Source organism: Azospirillum largimobile (assembly GCF_977007025.2).
Window position 1 is genome coordinate 2059740 of record NZ_CDRMUA020000001.1, and the last position, 15667, is coordinate 2075406.

Sequence of the window (15667 nt, forward strand, 5' to 3'; positions counted from 1 at the left end):
TCAGTCCAGCGTCTGGCGGTAGCGTCTCAGCGCCACCACCGTCACCACCGTCAGGAACAGGAGGAGCGCCAGCACCTCCGCCGCGATCTCGGCCAGCCCGTTTCCTTTCAGCAGGATGCCGCGGACGATGCGCAGGAAATGGGTCAGCGGCAGCAGCTCCCCCACCGCCTGCGCCCATCCCGGCATGCCGCGGAACGGAAACATGAAGCCGGACAGCAGCATCGACGGCAGAAAGAAGAAAAAGGACATCTGCATCGCCTGCAACTGGTTGCGCGCCAGCGTGGAAAAGGTAAAGCCGACGGCGAGGTTGGCGGCGATGAACAGGATCAGCACGGCGGACAGCAGGCCGAGGCTGCCGACGATGGGCACATCGAACAGCAGCCGCGCCGCCACCACGATCAGCAGCACCTGGACATAGCCGACGGCGACGAAGGGAACGATCTTGCCCAGCATCACCTCGAACGGGCGGACCGGCATGGCCAGCAGGTTCTCCATGGTCCCGCGCTCCCGCTCGCGGGTGACAGCCAGGGCTGTCATCATCACCATGGTCATGGTCAGCACCACGCCCATCAGGCCGGGCACGACATTGTACTGGGTGATGCCTTCCGGGTTGTAGCGGCGATGGATGCGCAGTTCCACCGGATCGGGATCGGCGCGCAAGGCCGCCAGCGGTCCGGTCAGATCGGGGTTCAGCGCCTGCCGCGCGATGGTGGACAGGGCCGACAGCGCATTGCTGGTCGCCGCCGGGTCGGTTGCATCGGCCTCCACCAACAGCACCGGGCGGGTACCGCGCTGGAGATCGCGGGCGAAGCCGGCGGGGATGGTGACGGCGAACTGCACCTCCCCCTCCGCCAGCAGCCGGTCGACCTCGGCCTCCGACGTCGCGGCACGGGTGATGGCGAAATAGCGGGAGTTCTCCATCGCCGCCACCAGCGTCCGGGCGAAGGGGCTGGAATCGGCGACCAGGACTGCCGTCGGCAACGCCTTGGGGTCGGAGTTGATGGCGAAGCCGAACAGGATCAACTGCAGGATCGGCACCCCCACCATCATGGCGAAGGTCAGCCGGTCGCGCCGCATCTGGATGAATTCCTTCACCATCACCGCCATCAGGCGGCCCGCCGATATCCGCGCCATCGCACTGCCTCATGGGGCTGGGGATGGAGGGAAGGGTAGCGCGGTTGGATGGAGGCGTCGACGCCCCTACGCCACCCCATCCGCCCGGTCGAACTGCAAAGCAGCCAGCCTTGCGTAGAGACCGCCCTGCGCCACCAGTTCGGCATGGGTGCCGGTCTCCACCACGCGGCCCTTGTCCATCACCACGATGCGGTCGGCGTTCAGCACCGTCGCCAGCCGGTGGGCGACGATCAGAGTCGTGCGGCTGTGCATCAGCCGGTCGAGCGCGTCCTGCACCATCCGCTCGCTCTCGGCGTCGAGCGCGCTGGTCGCCTCGTCCAGCAGCAGCACCGGCGGGTCGCGCAGGATGGCGCGGGCGATCGCGAGGCGCTGGCGCTGGCCGCCCGACAGCCGCACGCCCTTCTCGCCCAAAAAGGTGCCGAGCCCCTCGGGCAGCGCGTCGAGGAAGTCCAGCGCATGGGCGGCCTCGGCGGCGGCGCGCACCTCGGCATCCGACGCGTCGGGGCGGCCGTAGCGGATGTTCTCCCAGGCATTGGCGGAGAAGACCACCGGGTCCTGCGCGACCAGGCCCAGGCGGCGCCGCACAGCCACCGGATCGGCGTCGCGGAGTTCGACGCCGTCGAGCCGCACCGATCCGGCCTGCGGGTCGTAATAGCGCAGCAGAAGCTGGAACACCGTCGACTTGCCGGCTCCCGACGGGCCGACCAGCGCCACCCGCTCGCCGGGCTTCACGTCCAGCGAGAAGCCCTCCAGCGCCGCCCAGTCCGGGCGCGACGGGTAGTGGAAGCGGACGGCGTCGAAGGACAGCGCCCCCGCCGCCGGGGTGGGCAGCGGCTTGGGCGCGGCCGGCGCGCGGATTTCCGACTCGATGGCCAGCAGGCCGAACAGACGCTCGGTCGCGCCGGCGGCGCGCTGCAGGTCGCCGATCACCTCGCTGATGGCGCCGACCGACCCGGCGACGACCACGGAATAGATGACGAAGGCCGACAGCTCGCCCGGCGTCAGCCGCCCGGCCACCACGTCATGGCCGCCGATCCACAGGATGATGCCGACGGCGCCGAACACCAGAACGATGACGATCACCGTCATCAGCGCCCGCACCCGCACGCGGCGGATGGCGACGTCGAACGCCTCCTCCACCCGCTTGCCGAACAGGGCACGGTCAATGGCTTCGTGGGTGTAGGCCTGAACCGTGCGGATCGCCGCCAGCGTCTCCTCCACGAAGGAGCCGACGTCGGCGATGCGGTCCTGGCTGTCGCGCGACAGCTTGCGCACCCGGCGGCCGAAGAACACGATGGGCGCCACCACCAGCGGAACCACCAGGGCCACCAGCCCGGTCAGCTTGGGCGAGGTGATCAGCAGCATGCCGGTGCCGCCCAGGAACAGCAGCGCGTTGCGCAGTGCGATGGAAGCGGACGATCCGACCACCACCTGCAAAAGCGTGGTGTCGGTGGTCAGGCGCGACAGGATCTCGCCGGTCTTGGTCGTCTCGAAGAAGCCCGGCGACAGGGTCAGCACATGGTCGTAGACGGCGCGCCGAATGTCGGCGACCACCCGCTCGCCGATCCAGCTGACCAGGTAGAAGCGCCCATAGGTGGAGGCCGCCATCAGCGCGATCACCCCAAGCAGCACCAGCAGCGCCCGATCGAGCAGCGAGGTGTCGCCGCCGGCGAAGCCCTGGTCGATCAGTACCCGCATCCCCTGCCCCAGCCCCAGCACGGTGCCGGCAGCCACGGTCAGCGCCACCATCGCGCCCAGGATGCGCAGCTTGTAGGGAAGCAGGAACGGCACCAGCCGCCGCAACGGCCCAAGGTCGCGGCGGCGGGCATCCGCCTCGCCGCGGGTGGAGGCGGCGATCAGATCGGGGGAGGGTTGGCGAGCCACGCTGTTCCCGCTTGTCTGTTGGGAGTATTGCTGCGGATCGCTGCCATATAGCGTGGTTGAAAGGCCCCAACAAGGCGACCGACGGGCGAAGCCGCCCGGAAACCGCCCGTGGATACTGGCATGGATGCCTCGAATGAGCGGCGATTCCAGGGTTGCGCCGGCTGAGGTGTTTTGGTATAGACGCCGCTCGCTTTGCAGGAACCCCGGCCATGAAGACTGACATCCATCCCGACTATCACGAGATCACCGTGGTCATGACCGACGGCAGCTCGTTCACGACCCGCTCCACCATGGGCAAGCCGGGCGACACGCTGCGCCTCGACATCGACCCGAAGTCGCACCCGGCCTGGACCGGCGTGCAGAAGCTGCTGGACACCGGCGGGCAGATCGCCAAGTTCAACAAGCGCTTCGCGAACTTCGGCCTCAAGAAGTAAGCGGTTCTCGCGCTTCTATCCTGCCGATGCGAAAAGGGCGTCCGACCGGTTCGGACGCCCTTTTCGTTTGTGCATGATCTGGCGGAAACCGTCACCCCACCGCCGCCGCGGCCTCGCGCTCCACGTCGGCGCGGACCATGGCGTCGAGCCGATGGACGCGCATGTACAGGCTGTGGCTGCGCTCCAGCAGGCTGCGCAGGCCGGACGGCAAATCCTCGTTGTCGGGACCGCTGGGATCGGAACAGATTTCGCCGCCGGACAGTGCGAAATCCTCGCTCGCCGCCTGCTCCTTCGACATCTCGCCGGCATGCACGGCCTTCTGCGCCAACAGCCAGGCCATCACCTGGGTCAGGCGGCTGGTCACCCGCATCGATTCGTAGGAGATCTGCAAACGAACCGGCGGCGGCAACTTCCGGTGTTCGGCCGCGTCGTGGTAGGCAATGTAATTCCGCGCCTCGATCAAGAGGGCCATGGTCTCGTCATAGGGACCGTTGAAGAAGAAGGTGTGCGTCATGGTCGTCGGCCCCCTCCGGCGGACTTACGGCCCTAGCTTGAGCCTTGCCGCAACTGATTAACAATTGGTGACTGGGCGGTATCCGGCAACCCCAAGCGGGGTTTCACCCGAGTTTGTGCGGCCGCCCTCTTGAACAGGACAGAGCGTCGATTATCTCTCGCTCGTCCGGCGGATGCCCATCAGGGGTCCGCCATCAACCGGGCCCTTGGCCCAGCCCTATGAGGACCGACCGAAGCCGTGGTCCTCGACGGCCGTATCGCTCTATCGGAGGATATGTCATGCGCAGCTACGACCTTTCGCCGCTGTTCCGTTCCACCGTCGGTTTCGACCGCCTGTCGCGTCTGCTGGAGACCGCGACCACCGGTGACGAGGCGGCCTCGTACCCGCCCTACAACATCGAAAAGCTGAGCGAGGATTCGTACCGGATCACCATGGCCGTTGCCGGCTTTGGCCTGGACGACCTCAACATCACCGCTCACCAGAACTCGTTGACCGTCACGGGTAAAGCTAAGAAGGACGAGCCGACCGGCCAATTCCTCTACCGGGGTATCGCCGGCCGCGCGTTCGAGCGCCGCTTTCAGCTCGCCGACTTCATCAAGGTGACCAGCGCGTCTCTTCAGAATGGCCTTCTGCACATCGAGTTGGCACGCGAGGTACCCGAAGCGATGAAGCCGCGGAGCATTCCGATCGTCACCGCCGCCGGCAGCGAAACGGTGCAGGTCGAAGCGCCCGCTCCGGCTCCCGCCCTGACCCAGCAGGCGGCCTGACGCACCGACGCGGTCCGTCCGTGCATGACGCGGACATGAGAACGGCGCCCCGGACCGTCCGGGGCGCCGTTTCCTTTGTCGAACCGCGGGTCTTCGCGGCGTCTATTGGCTTAGCTTCGCGGTGTCCAGCACGATCATCGCCACGCCGATCTTCTGCTTTCCGGCAGGGTCCATCACCGGAACGCTGGCTTCGGTCAGCATGGCGCCGGTCTTGGCGTCCTTCTCCGGGTCGGTCATGTAAAGATCGGCATTGCCGGTGAAGACCTTCTGCCATTTCGGCTCGTCGCCCTGCCAGAGGTCGGAGGTTCCCGCGGTCTGGGCGACATTCAGTCCGTGATCGTCCATCAGTAGGATTTCGACGATCTTGCCGCCGCTGCCGGCGACGACCTGTTTCAGCTGCTTGGACACCGCATTCGACGAGACCTCATCGAAGGCTGGATTGGCACCACCAGCCTTGGCCGCCGCCTTCCACTGGGTGTCCATCTCGTCGATCTTCGCCTGGGCGATACCGGCATTCTTGGTGTTCTGCGATTTGACCGCCCCCACCACCGCCGGGTCGCTCAGCCAGGGCTGGGCCTGCTGGCTGACTGCCTTGCGCACAGTTCCTTCCAGGGCAGGGTCCGCGGCGGATGCCATGGAGAGCGTGCCTGCGCACAGAAGGGAAATCGCACAGCCGGCAATCCAGTATCGAGTCTGCGTCATGTGATGTCCTCCCAGTCGTTTGGCCCGATCATGGGCGTGGCGATGGTCGGACTCCCTGTGCCGGCGCCACAGCACCGGGCCTTGTTTTTCCGTCAATCGGAAGATCCGTGATACGGATCAAATGCCGCATATCGGCTCGGCTACCGGTAAGACCCGGCAGGGCGTCATTGCCGCGGAAAGCTGTCCGGCGGCGCCAGGACCCACTCGGCATAGCCGGCGCGCAGCAGTTCGAAGGCGGCGACCAATCCGGCGGCCCCGGCATAGGCGGTGACCAGCACCTGCTCCGGCGACACCTGCGCCCCGAAGACGATCAGCAGAGCCCCCAGGAACGGACCGCCCAACAGGAACGCCGCCAGCCACAGCGGTTCCGCCGACAGCCAGGCGCTGAGCACCGCACGCGTCCGCTGCGACAGGCGCAGCAGCCCCCCTGCCTTGGCGTCGAGCGCTTCGAGGCTGCCGGCCCTCAGTTCCGCCACCCGCCGGCCGTCGGCATCGATGAAGACGACCTCCACCCTCATGCCATGGCGCCGAACCGAGGCACGCACCGAGTCGCCGAGTCGCGTCTCCAGCAGGATCGTGTTGCCGCCCAACGCGGGCAGCGCGTCGCGCACCTCCTCCGGCGGTTCGCCCCACTCGCGCAGCGCCGCCAGGATGACGCGGGGGTCGTCGCAGGGGATCGCATCCATATGGATCACCCGCCCCTGCGGGGCCTTCACCGTCAGAATCAGCACCTGCTCCACCGGATCATGCATACCCTCCACCCGCAGACCGCCCTCGGCCACATAGGAGAAGCGCAGGCACCCATCATGGCGGCTGAGCGTGTTCATGGCGGCGGCACCCTTCCGGTCGCTGGCGTTGACATGACCAACAATCCAGCCGGGGGAAAGGCCATCGCGATCGCGCGGCGAAAAAGGGGAAGCTCGACCGGACGAAGCCGGAACGCGGACATGAAAAAAGCGCCTAGCCGGTCCGGCTGGCGCTTTCCGCTATCTTCCCTCTCTCAGAAGAGAGAGAATGGCGGATGGGGGGAGATTCGAACTCCCGATACCCGTGAGGGTATGCCGCATTTCGAGTGCGGTGCATTCAACCGCTCTGCCACCCATCCGCTGCCCCGTTTGGCGGGGTGGGCGGAACCTATATAAACGCCTGCGGCCGCGCAAGCCTTTTTTGCAGAAAAATGCGAAGCTTTTGGGCCGCATCCCTGTTGACTCCGAGCCCCTCCTGAGTATAGATCGTCGCTCCCATGAACGGGCTTGCGCATCGAACGGTGGGCGAGAAGCCCGCCGTTTGTTTTGACATAGGCAGTGACGACAATGTTTGCAGTGATCCGCACCGGCGGCAAGCAGTACAAGGTCGCCAATGGCGACGTGATCCGTGTTGAGAAGCTCGAGGCCGATGCTGGCGCCTCCATCACGCTCGATGACGTGCTGATGGTCGGCGACGCAGGCAACACCACCATCGGCACCCCGACCGTGGCCGGCGCCTCGGTCGTCGCCGAGGTCGTCGCCCAGGATCGCGGCCCGAAGATCATCGTCTTCAAGAAGAAGCGCCGCCAGAACTACCGCCGCAAGAACGGCCACCGCCAGGACCTGACCGTCCTGCGCATCACCGGCATCAACGGCGCCGCCTGATCCGGGTCTCCCGGTCCGGCGTTCAGGCGCATCTTCAGTTTAGGAGCAACACCCCATGGCACACAAAAAGGCAGGCGGCTCGTCCCGCAACGGCCGTGACTCCGCCGGTCGCCGTCTCGGCGTGAAGCGTTTCGGTGGCGAGAACGTCGTCTCCGGCAACATCATCGTCCGTCAGCGTGGCACGAAGTTCCACCCGGGCGAGAACGTCGGTCTCGGCCGCGACCACACCCTGTTCGCGATGGCCGACGGCCAGGTTTACTTCAAGCACAGCTCGAACGGCCGCACTTTCGTGAACGTCGTTCCGGCCAACGACCAGGTTCCGGCCGTCGCTGCCGAGTAACCATTAAGGTCGTTGCGCGGCCTGTGTCGCAGGCCTGCACGCTTGTGGGATAAGATCGGGGGACCGGGCGACCGGCTCCCCGATTTTCGTTTTGAGTCCGGTACCGTCCCGCTGCCGGTTTCCCTTCCGTTTACGGGCAAGGTTCTCCGATGAAGTTTCTCGATCAAGCCAAGGTCTTCCTGAAGAGCGGTGACGGCGGTCCCGGCGCCGTGGCGTTCCGGCGCGAGAAGTTCATCGAGTTCGGCGGTCCCGACGGCGGCGACGGCGGACGGGGCGGGGACGTGATCATCGAGGCGGCGGACGGCCTGAACACGCTGATCGACTACCGCTACAAGCAGCACTTCAAGGCGCAGCGCGGCCATCACGGCATGGGCAGCAACCGCAACGGCGCGCGCGGCGAGGATGTCGTCCTGCGCGTTCCGGTCGGAACCCAGATCCTGGACGAGAACCAGGAAACCGTGCTGTGCGACCTGACAGAGGCCGGCCAGCGCCGCGTCTTCCTGCGCGGCGGCGACGGCGGGCACGGCAACGCGCACTTCAAGACGCCGACCAACCGGGCGCCGCGCAAGTTCCACCCCGGCTGGCCGGGGCAGGAGCAGTGGGTCTGGCTGCGGCTGAAGCTGATCGCCGATGCCGGCCTGCTTGGCCTGCCCAATGCCGGCAAGTCGACCTTCCTGGCGGCGACCACCGCGGCCAAGCCGAAGATCGCCGACTATCCCTTCACCACTCTGGCTCCCAACCTGGGCGTCGTCCGCGCCGGTGACGAAGAGTTCGTCATCGCCGACATCCCCGGCCTGATCGAGGGCGCGCACGAGGGTCATGGGCTGGGCGACCGCTTCCTCGGCCATGTCGAACGCTCGCGCATCCTGCTGCACCTGATCGACGGCACGGCCGACGACGTCGTCGCCTCCTACCGCACGATCCGGAACGAGCTGGAGGCCTATGGCGGGAACCTCGCCGTCAAGCCGGAGGTGATCGGGCTGAACAAGTCCGACGCCTTGCTGGACGAGGAGATCGAGGAGAAGAAGAAGGCGCTGGAGGAAGCCTCTGGCGCCGAGGTGATGGTGCTGTCCGGCGCCACCGGCGACGGCGTGAAGCAGGTGCTGTACCGGCTGCTGACGGTCATCAAGGAATCGAAGGCGGAAGAGCCCGAGGTCATCCACGCCCCCGCGACCCGGTCCATCCCGCGCCCGCCGGTCGGCCAGAAGCTGCCCGACGACGGCGAGATGCAGTGGGACGATGAAACCGGCGAATGGGTCGGCGGCGAGGACGACGATCTTGAGGATGAGGACTTCGAGGAGGACGACCTCCAAGAAGGCGGCCTTGAGGAGGGCGAGGAACTGGACGGCGAAGAGCTGGACGGCGACTCGGACGAAGCCCTTGACGGAGACGAGCCGGAGGGCGAAGAGGACGGCTCGGACGACGATACGGACGGAACCTCCCGCCATGGCGCTTGACGCCCCTACCCTTCTCGAATCCCGCCGGCTGGTCGTGAAGATCGGTTCGGCCCTTCTGGTCGATGGGGAGACCCGGCAAATCCGCCGGGACTGGCTCGACGCGCTGGCCGACGACGTCGCCGCCTGCCGCAAGCGCGGACAGGAGGTGGTGATCGTCACCTCCGGCGCCGTGGCCTGCGGGCGGGAGCATCTGGGCCTCGTCGGCCGGGCGCTGAAGCTGGAAGAGAAGCAGGCCGCCGCCGCCACCGGCCAGATCCGCCTTGCCCACGCCTATCAGGAAACGCTGGCCCGCCATGACGTCACCGTCGCCCAGGTCCTGGTGACGCTGGAGGACACGGAAGAGCGCCGGCGTCACCTGAACGCCCGCAACACCATCGACACGCTGCTGAAGCTGGGCGCCGTTCCCGTCATCAACGAGAACGACACGGTGGCCACCGCCGAAATCCGCTTCGGCGACAACGACCGGTTGGCCGCCCGCGTGGCGCAGATGGTCAGCGCCGACACGCTGGTGCTGTTGTCGGACATCGACGGCCTCTACACCGCCGACCCGCGCAAGGACCCGGACGCCCGCCACATCCCCACCGTGCGCGAACTGACGCCGGAGATCGAGGGCATGGCCGGCGAGCCGCCCCCCGGCTACAGCAGCGGCGGCATGGTGACCAAGATCGCCGCGGCGCGCGTCGCCCTGTCGGCCGGCTGCCGCATGGTCATCGCCAAGGGCAAGCGCATGAACCCGCTGGCGGCGCTGGAGCAGCGGCCGGAGGATGGCGGCGCGCTCTGCACCTGGTTCCTGCCCTCGGCCGAACCCACCAGCGCGCGCAAGGCCTGGATCGCCGGCCATGTGAACGCCACGGGCGTGCTGGTGGTCGATGACGGCGCCATGCGCGCCCTGTCCCACGGCGCCAGCCTGCTGCCGGCCGGCGTCTCCGCCGTGCAGGGCGAATTCGACCGCGGCGACGTGGTGATCGTCCGCACACAGGACGGGCGCGAGGTCGCCCGCGGCCTGGTCGCCTACAGCGCCGACGATGCCCGCAAGATCCTTCGTCACAAGAGCACCGAGATCCCGGAGATCCTGGGCTATCAGGGGCGCGACGAGATGATCCACCGCGACGATCTGGTGGTGCGGTGACCGGCATGGACCATTCCACCGTCCGCAGCCCGATCCGCGCCATCCTGTGGGACATCGACGGCACGCTGATGGACAGCGAGCCGTGGCACCAGCAGATCACCGTCGAGGTCTGCCGCGGCTACGGCCATGAGCTGAGCGACGAGGATTGCCGGTCGATGCACGGCGTCGCCTTTCGCGAGATTTACGCCGCCCTGCACGCCCGCCGCCCCTTCCCCATCGACCTGCACGCCTGGGCGGACGAGATCAACGCCCAATATGTCGCCAGCGTCCATCAGGTCCGCCCGCGCGAGGGCGCCTTCGCCCTGGTGGAGGCCTTCGCCGCCCGCGGGCTGGCGCAGGCTTGCGTGTCGAACGGCGGGCGCATGATCGTCGACGCCAACATGCGCGCCATGTCGATCCCGCATTTCCGCTTCAGCATCGCCCGCGAGGACGTCGCCAACGGCAAGCCCCATCCGGAGCCCTACCTGCTGGCCGCGAAGATGCTGGGCCTTCCCCCGGAAGCCTGCGCGGTGATCGAGGACAGCCCCACCGGCGCCCGCAGCGCCAAGGCCGCCGGCATGCTGACCATCGCCTGGCCCCAGCACCCCGCCGTGGTGTTCGACACCGTCGACCATCTGGTGGAGGATCCGGCGGCGTTGGACTGGGATGCGCTTTGCGGGTGAGGGGCTGCGGTTTTCCCCCACCCCAACCCTCCCCCGCTCTCAGCGGACCTATGGTCCGCCTGCCGCGTCAGCACAAAGCGAAGCGTTGTGCGAGAGCTTTGCGGGAGAGGGGGCAGGACGCTTGCGGGAATATCGCAAAGGAACGGCGGCAGTCCCCTCTCCCGCGAAGCGGGGGAGGGTTAGGGAGGGGGGCGCCTTTCAGCGACCTCTCAGTCCCACGTCCACTTCGCCATTTGCGGGAACGGTGCCAGTCCGTTGTCGCCCATATAGGCGAACATCCCCGCATAGCCGGTGAAGCCGGCCTGCGCCAGATTGATCAGGCCGAAATGGGTCCCCTGCTCGATCCAGGCCTGCATCGGGTGCTTCCCCTCATACTCGTGGTACTGATAGGAGCCGGGGAAGAACAGGCATTCCTGCGGCAGGCCCATATGCTGGATCGCCGCATAGGACCAGGCCTGCGACATGAACTCGCCCTGGCGGGCGGCCCGGGTCAGGACCGGGTCGGCAACGCCGTCGCGCGCGGTCTGGTCGGCGAGGATGTTGTCGATGTCCGTCTGCACGTTGCGGTTCAGCAGCGGCCAGAAATGGCGCGGCATGACGATGATGTGGCCGGCCTCGTGCAGCAGGTCGCCCGGTCCCTTAAGGGTCTCGGGATCGACATGGATCGCCCCGGCATGGATGTTCACGCCGGGCAGGAAGCCACCAAGCCCGCCCTCGCCGTACTCCACCTGCATGCCGATGCCGCGCAGGAAGGCGACGATGGGTTCCAGCGCTTCGGGGTGATACATCCGCCCTCTCCATCTATTCGAAATCTGGCGGAGATATTCTCGCAACGGACGCAGTGAAGCAAGCCGCACACGGGCGATCACCCGATGCGCGTTGTCGCATCGGCCGAAATACGCGCAGACGCTACTTCTGGATGTTGACGACCGCCGAAACCGGGGCCAGTGCGATGCCGCGGTCGGCCAATGCGGTCAGCCACAGATTGAGGCGCTCGATCGTCGTCGGATAGGGGGATGCGAAGCCGACGGCGGCACCGTTGGTCTTGGCAAGCTCCTCCAGTTCGCGCAACTGGTCGTCGATGGCGCCGCGCGACAGGTCGCGGTCGATGATGCGGTCGCCCAGCGCCCGCGGCACGCCGGCCAGATTGGCGAGCGGTCCGGCGACGCTCTTCGGGTTTGCACGGGCATCGACCAGAAGCAGGCCGCGGGCCTTCAGCGCGTCGATCACCGGCTGCATCGCCGCCGGGTTGGCGGTGAACTTGCTGCCGGTGGTGCTGGTGATGCCAACATAGCCCACTGCCTTGCCCAGCGACCATTCCAGCCGCTCCACATTGCGGTCGGGGCCGAGCATGGTCAGCAGCGCGTTGGGGCCGGGATCGTCCCGCGGATAGTTCAGCGGCTCCATCGGCACCGACAGCATCACCTCGTGCCCCTTGGTGCGGGCCCGCTCGACCCAGTCGTCCAGCCGCTCGGCATAGGGCAGGAAGGCCAGCGTGATGCCGGGCGACAGCTTCGCCAATGCATTGCCGGTGGTGACGCCGCTGAGGCCCAGGTCCGACATGACGATGGCGACACGCGGACGCTTGTCGGTCGCCGGGAAAGGCCGCGCATAGACCTGCCAGGGCTTGCGCCCGTCCTGGGCGATGCGCGGCAGCGGGCCGCTGCGGCTGTCCTCCACCAGTCCCGGCACCGGCGCCGGAACCAGCGTCACCGCCGCCGCCGGGGCGCCGGGCAGGGGCAGCGGCGCGGCGTCGGTCGGCAAAGGCGCTGCCGGCGCAGCGACCTTCGGCTCCGGCTTCGGCGGCGGCGGCAGTGGAGCGACCGCCACCGTGGTCGAGGGTATGGACGCCTGCCACGCCTCCCGAGTCGCGTCGGCGTTCAACGCGAGCCATCCGCCCAATCCGGCATAGGCGACGGCCACCAGGGCGACGGCACCCAGAAGCGGCTTGGACAGCGGCTTGCGAGGTCCCGCCCCGCCACGGATGCGGCGCAGCCAGCCGAGCCCGGGGCGCAGGCCCCGGACATCGAACCGCAGACGACCGAGCAGAGCGGGAGCCTTCACCGTCGTCAGCCCCGGTCAGCGCGCCGCGGCGCGCTGCTGGAACAGGGCGACGCCACGCAGCAGATCCAGCGCGCGGGCGAGCTGGAAGTCGAAGGGCGGCTCGGCCCCCTCCGCCGCGGCGCCATCGGTCGGCGCGGCGCCCGGTACCGGAGCGGCACCGGGAGCTGGAGCAGCTCCCGGAGCGGCCGGGGGCGCACCGGCGCCCGGCGCGCCCGGATTCGGGGCGGCGGGAGTTCCGGGCGCGGCCGGGTTGGTGGTGGCCGGCCGCGGCGCCTTGTTGGCGTCGGGGTTGACCAGCGCACCCTTCAGGTCGGCTTCGCGGCGGCGGACGATGTTCTTGTCCAGATCCTCCACCTTGGCGACATGCACCTCGATGTCCGGGGTGATGCCCAGCTGCTGGATCGACCGGCCGGCCGGCGTGTAGTAGCGCGCCGTGGTCAGCCGCATGGCGCCATGGCCGGGCAGCGGGATGATGGTCTGCACCGATCCCTTGCCGAAGCTCTGGGTGCCCATGATGATCGCGCGCTTGTGGTCCTGCAGCGCGCCGGCGACGATTTCCGAGGCCGAGGCCGAACCGCCGTTGATCAGCACCACCATCGGCAGGTTCTTGATCAGGTCGCCCGGCTTGGCGTTGAAGCGGGTGCCCTCCTCCGCGCGCCGGCCGCGGGTCGACACGATCTCGCCCTTGTCCAGGAAGGTGTCGGACACCGACACCGCCTGATCGAGCAGGCCGCCGGGGTTGTTGCGCATGTCGAGCACGAAGCCCTTCAGCTTGTCGCCCAACTGCTGCTGGATGGAGGAGATCGCCTTCTCCAGCCCGCTCTGCGTCTGCTCGTTGAAGCTGGTGACGCGGATGTAGCCGATGTCGCCTTCGGTGCGGAAGCGGACCGACTGCACCTTGATGACGGCGCGGGTCAGCGACACGGTGAAGGGTTCCCCCGCCTCGCCGCGGCGGACGGTGACCTTCAGCTCGCTGCCGATGGGTCCGCGCATCTTCTCCACCGCCTCGTTCAGGCTGAGGCCCATCACCGCCTCGCCGTTCAGCTGGACGATCAGGTCGCCCGGCTGCAGGCCGGCGCGGAAGGCCGGGGTGTCGTCGATGGGAGAGACGACCTTCACCAGGCCGTTCTCCATCGTCACCTCGATGCCCAGCCCGCCGAACTCGCCGCGGGTCTGAACCTGCATATCCTGGAAGCTTTTCTTGTTCAGATAGCTCGAATGCGGGTCGAGCGAGGTCAGCATCCCGTTGATCGCCGATTCGATCAGCTGTTCGTCGGTGACCTGCTCGACATATTCGGCGCGGACGCGCTCGAAGACGTCGCCGAACAGGTTCAGCTGCCGGTAGGTGTCCGACGAATTGCTGGACTGAGCGGTGACGGTGGCGACGCCGGCGCCCAGAAACACCAGAGCAGCCGCCGTGGCGGCGCGCTTGATCATCCTCATCTACCCTTGTCCTTTCCCCTCCGGGGCGCCGAACCCGCGTTGCGGGTTGATCGGCTGGCCGTTTCGTCGCAGCTCGAAATAGAGATCCGGATTGCCGTCCGGCGGCATGACCGCCAGCGGTTCCCCGCCGGCCACCTTACGCCCGACAGCCGTGTCGATCCGGCCCAGACCCGCAATCAAACTATGATATCCGTTGCCGTGTTCCACGATCAAGATAAGGCCATAGCCCTTGAACGGGCCGGCGAACACGATCGTGCCGCTACGCGGCGCCACCACGGCCGCCCCGGCGCGGGTCTGGACCGTCACGCCACGGCTGGTGGCACCAAAGCGGTCGGCCTCGCCGAAGCGGGTGGTCAGCTTGCCGGCGGCGGGCAGCACCATGCCGGCGACCGCCGGCGGCCCATCCGGCGCCTTTGCCGCCAATTCGCGCTCGCGCGCCGCTTCCCTGGCGGCTTCATCCTTCGCGCGCTTTTCCTCGGCGGCCTTCTGTTCAGCGATCTTCTGCTCGGCGGCGCGAAGTTCGGCCAGCTTGCGTTCGGCCTCCTTGCGCTCGGCTTCCTTCTGGGCGGCGAGGCGCCGTTCGGCCTCGCGCTTTTCCGCTTCGCGCTTGGCGGCTTCCCGGCGCTCCGCCTCGCGCCGTTCGGCTTCGCGGCGGGCAGCGGCCTCGATGGCGGCGCGGCGTTCGGCCTCGATCCGCTCCATCAGCTGGCGCAGGTCGGTGGCTTGACCGGACAGTTCCGCCATGCGCTGGCCGACCTGGAGGCGCTCCTCCTCGGTCTGGCGCGAAAGTTCCTCGCGCCGGGCGATCAGGCGGTTCATCTCGCCCTGCTTCTCGGCCAGCGCCACCCGCGCCGCCAGCGCCTTGGACCGCTGGTCGACCAGCTTGCCGCGGGTGTCGGCCAGGGCGGTCAGCGCCTGGCCCAGCGCATCGGCCCGCGCCTTCAAGGCCGGAACCGCGTCGCGCAGCAGCAGGGCGGAGCGCAGGGTGTCGACCGGACTTTCGGGCCGGGCCAGCGCCGCTTCCGGCGGAATGCGCGCCAGCCGCTGCAGGGCGGCCAGCAGGGTGGCGATCTGCTGCCGTTCGGCGTCCAGTCCGGCGGAGCGCTCGCGTTCCTCCGCCTCAAGGGCGGTAAGCGTTTCTTCCAGCTGGTCGAGTGCCTGCTCCTGCCCGCGCGCCTGGTCGGCCAGCGCGATCAGTTGGCCGCGCAGGTCGTCGAGTTCGGACTGCAGGGCTTGCGATTGGCGCTCCAGCTGCTGCTGGCGCTGCTTGCCGGTCTGAAGCTGCTGTTCGACGCGCTTCAGCGTGTCCTTGGGGGCATCGTTCTGGGCATTCGCGGGCTGGGCAAGAATCAGCCCGGCGATGACGACGAAGCCGGCGAGGACCCCCTCTCCCGCCCCGGATACCATTCCCGCTCCCGATACCCTCTCCCCCCCGGGGAGAGGGCTAGGTGAGGGGGATGCAGTACGGGATGTGAATCGAGATGCAGGACCAAGCGCCGAGCTTCT

The 15667-nt window shown here is 68.0% G+C and carries 16 protein-coding genes and 1 tRNA gene; 7 read left to right on the top strand and 10 right to left on the bottom strand.

What is annotated here, in order from left to right; all coding sequences use genetic code 11:
• Both ACWPKK_RS09705 and ACWPKK_RS09710 read right to left on the bottom strand, forming a co-directional pair.
• Window positions 1–1134, bottom strand: coding sequence for an ABC transporter permease (locus ACWPKK_RS09705; RefSeq protein ID WP_452003213.1), 1134 nt, complete (start codon window positions 1132–1134; stop codon window positions 1–3).
• A gap of 66 nt (window positions 1135–1200) precedes the next feature.
• Window positions 1201–3018 carry an ABC transporter transmembrane domain-containing protein gene (locus tag ACWPKK_RS09710; RefSeq protein WP_452003216.1) on the bottom strand — a complete coding sequence of 606 codons (1818 nt, stop codon included), beginning with the start codon at window positions 3016–3018 and terminating at the stop codon, window positions 1201–1203.
• A 209-nt stretch (window positions 3019–3227) separates the two neighbouring features.
• Here ACWPKK_RS09710 and rpmE point away from each other — a divergent pair, with 209 nt between their 5' ends.
• Window positions 3228–3452, top strand: coding sequence for a 50S ribosomal protein L31 (rpmE, locus tag ACWPKK_RS09715; RefSeq protein ID WP_012974887.1), 225 nt, complete (start codon window positions 3228–3230; stop codon window positions 3450–3452).
• A 91-nt stretch (window positions 3453–3543) separates the two neighbouring features.
• Here the strand turns inward: rpmE and ACWPKK_RS09720 are convergent, their stop codons facing one another.
• A complete protein-coding gene (locus tag ACWPKK_RS09720; RefSeq protein ID WP_452003219.1) occupies window positions 3544–3966 on the bottom strand; it encodes a DUF1465 family protein in 423 nt (140 codons plus the stop codon).
• A gap of 278 nt (window positions 3967–4244) precedes the next feature.
• Here ACWPKK_RS09720 and ACWPKK_RS09725 point away from each other — a divergent pair, with 278 nt between their 5' ends.
• Window positions 4245–4733 carry an Hsp20 family protein gene (locus ACWPKK_RS09725; protein ID WP_324868485.1) on the top strand — a complete coding sequence of 163 codons (489 nt, stop codon included), beginning with the start codon at window positions 4245–4247 and terminating at the stop codon, window positions 4731–4733.
• Window positions 4734–4835: 102 nt separating this feature from the next.
• Here ACWPKK_RS09725 and ACWPKK_RS09730 read toward each other — a convergent pair whose 3' ends face one another.
• The 3 genes from ACWPKK_RS09730 to ACWPKK_RS09740 form a co-directional block, all read right to left on the bottom strand.
• Window positions 4836–5369 (bottom strand): PDC sensor domain-containing protein, encoded by a 534-nt coding sequence (locus ACWPKK_RS09730; protein WP_452003221.1) that lies wholly within the window; start codon window positions 5367–5369, stop codon window positions 4836–4838.
• 230 nt (window positions 5370–5599) lie between these two features.
• Window positions 5600–6262, bottom strand: a complete 663-nt coding sequence (locus ACWPKK_RS09735) for a hypothetical protein (RefSeq protein ID WP_310112262.1) — start codon at window positions 6260–6262, stop codon at window positions 5600–5602.
• A 188-nt stretch (window positions 6263–6450) separates the two neighbouring features.
• A tRNA-Ser gene (locus ACWPKK_RS09740) sits at window positions 6451–6540 on the bottom strand.
• Between the two features lie 208 nt (window positions 6541–6748).
• Between ACWPKK_RS09740 and rplU the strand changes: the two genes are divergently transcribed.
• From rplU to ACWPKK_RS09765, 5 genes are all read left to right on the top strand, one after another.
• Complete coding sequence (rplU, locus tag ACWPKK_RS09745; protein ID WP_012974890.1) at window positions 6749–7066, top strand: 50S ribosomal protein L21; 318 nt, start codon at window positions 6749–6751, stop codon at window positions 7064–7066.
• Window positions 7067–7121: 55 nt separating this feature from the next.
• Window positions 7122–7406 (top strand): 50S ribosomal protein L27, encoded by a 285-nt coding sequence (gene rpmA, locus ACWPKK_RS09750; RefSeq protein WP_149222246.1) that lies wholly within the window; start codon window positions 7122–7124, stop codon window positions 7404–7406.
• Window positions 7407–7555: 149 nt separating this feature from the next.
• Window positions 7556–8863: a GTPase ObgE gene (gene obgE / locus ACWPKK_RS09755; RefSeq protein WP_452003224.1), complete on the top strand. Its 1308-nt coding sequence runs from the start codon at window positions 7556–7558 to the stop codon at window positions 8861–8863.
• Window positions 8853–9992: a glutamate 5-kinase gene (proB, locus tag ACWPKK_RS09760; protein WP_452003226.1), complete on the top strand. Its 1140-nt coding sequence runs from the start codon at window positions 8853–8855 to the stop codon at window positions 9990–9992. The genes obgE and proB overlap by 11 nt, the downstream gene beginning before the upstream one ends.
• A 5-nt stretch (window positions 9993–9997) precedes the next feature.
• Window positions 9998–10654: an HAD family hydrolase gene (locus tag ACWPKK_RS09765; protein ID WP_452003228.1), complete on the top strand. Its 657-nt coding sequence runs from the start codon at window positions 9998–10000 to the stop codon at window positions 10652–10654.
• Between the two features lie 209 nt (window positions 10655–10863).
• Here the strand turns inward: ACWPKK_RS09765 and ACWPKK_RS09770 are convergent, their stop codons facing one another.
• From ACWPKK_RS09770 to ACWPKK_RS09785, 4 genes are all read right to left on the bottom strand, one after another.
• Window positions 10864–11442: a hypothetical protein gene (locus ACWPKK_RS09770; protein WP_452003230.1), complete on the bottom strand. Its 579-nt coding sequence runs from the start codon at window positions 11440–11442 to the stop codon at window positions 10864–10866.
• Between the two features lie 121 nt (window positions 11443–11563).
• Window positions 11564–12718 carry a divergent polysaccharide deacetylase family protein gene (locus tag ACWPKK_RS09775; RefSeq protein WP_324868470.1) on the bottom strand — a complete coding sequence of 385 codons (1155 nt, stop codon included), beginning with the start codon at window positions 12716–12718 and terminating at the stop codon, window positions 11564–11566.
• Window positions 12719–12733: 15 nt separating this feature from the next.
• Window positions 12734–14161, bottom strand: a complete 1428-nt coding sequence (locus ACWPKK_RS09780) for a S41 family peptidase (RefSeq protein ID WP_324868468.1) — start codon at window positions 14159–14161, stop codon at window positions 12734–12736.
• Complete coding sequence (locus tag ACWPKK_RS09785) at window positions 14162–15568, bottom strand: peptidoglycan DD-metalloendopeptidase family protein (protein ID WP_452003233.1); 1407 nt, start codon at window positions 15566–15568, stop codon at window positions 14162–14164.
• Window positions 15569–15667: the final 99 nt, after the last annotated feature.

Coding starts and splice junctions, on each gene's coding strand:
- ACWPKK_RS09730 (WP_452003221.1), bottom strand. CDS start 5,369: ATGGCATCCGCCGCGGACCCTGCCCTGGAAGGAACTGTGCGCAAGGCA.
- rpmA (WP_149222246.1), top strand. CDS start 7,122: ATGGCACACAAAAAGGCAGGCGGCTCGTCCCGCAACGGCCGTGACTCC.
- rpmE (WP_012974887.1), top strand. CDS start 3,228: ATGAAGACTGACATCCATCCCGACTATCACGAGATCACCGTGGTCATG.
- proB (WP_452003226.1), top strand. CDS start 8,853: ATGGCGCTTGACGCCCCTACCCTTCTCGAATCCCGCCGGCTGGTCGTG.
- ACWPKK_RS09705 (WP_452003213.1), bottom strand. CDS start 1,134: ATGGCGCGGATATCGGCGGGCCGCCTGATGGCGGTGATGGTGAAGGAA.
- obgE (WP_452003224.1), top strand. CDS start 7,556: ATGAAGTTTCTCGATCAAGCCAAGGTCTTCCTGAAGAGCGGTGACGGC.
- ACWPKK_RS09785 (WP_452003233.1), bottom strand. CDS start 15,568: ATGGTATCCGGGGCGGGAGAGGGGGTCCTCGCCGGCTTCGTCGTCATC.
- ACWPKK_RS09720 (WP_452003219.1), bottom strand. CDS start 3,966: ATGACGCACACCTTCTTCTTCAACGGTCCCTATGACGAGACCATGGCC.
- rplU (WP_012974890.1), top strand. CDS start 6,749: ATGTTTGCAGTGATCCGCACCGGCGGCAAGCAGTACAAGGTCGCCAAT.
- ACWPKK_RS09780 (WP_324868468.1), bottom strand. CDS start 14,161: ATGAGGATGATCAAGCGCGCCGCCACGGCGGCTGCTCTGGTGTTTCTG.
- ACWPKK_RS09765 (WP_452003228.1), top strand. CDS start 9,998: ATGGACCATTCCACCGTCCGCAGCCCGATCCGCGCCATCCTGTGGGAC.
- ACWPKK_RS09725 (WP_324868485.1), top strand. CDS start 4,245: ATGCGCAGCTACGACCTTTCGCCGCTGTTCCGTTCCACCGTCGGTTTC.
- ACWPKK_RS09770 (WP_452003230.1), bottom strand. CDS start 11,442: ATGTATCACCCCGAAGCGCTGGAACCCATCGTCGCCTTCCTGCGCGGC.
- ACWPKK_RS09735 (WP_310112262.1), bottom strand. CDS start 6,262: ATGAACACGCTCAGCCGCCATGATGGGTGCCTGCGCTTCTCCTATGTG.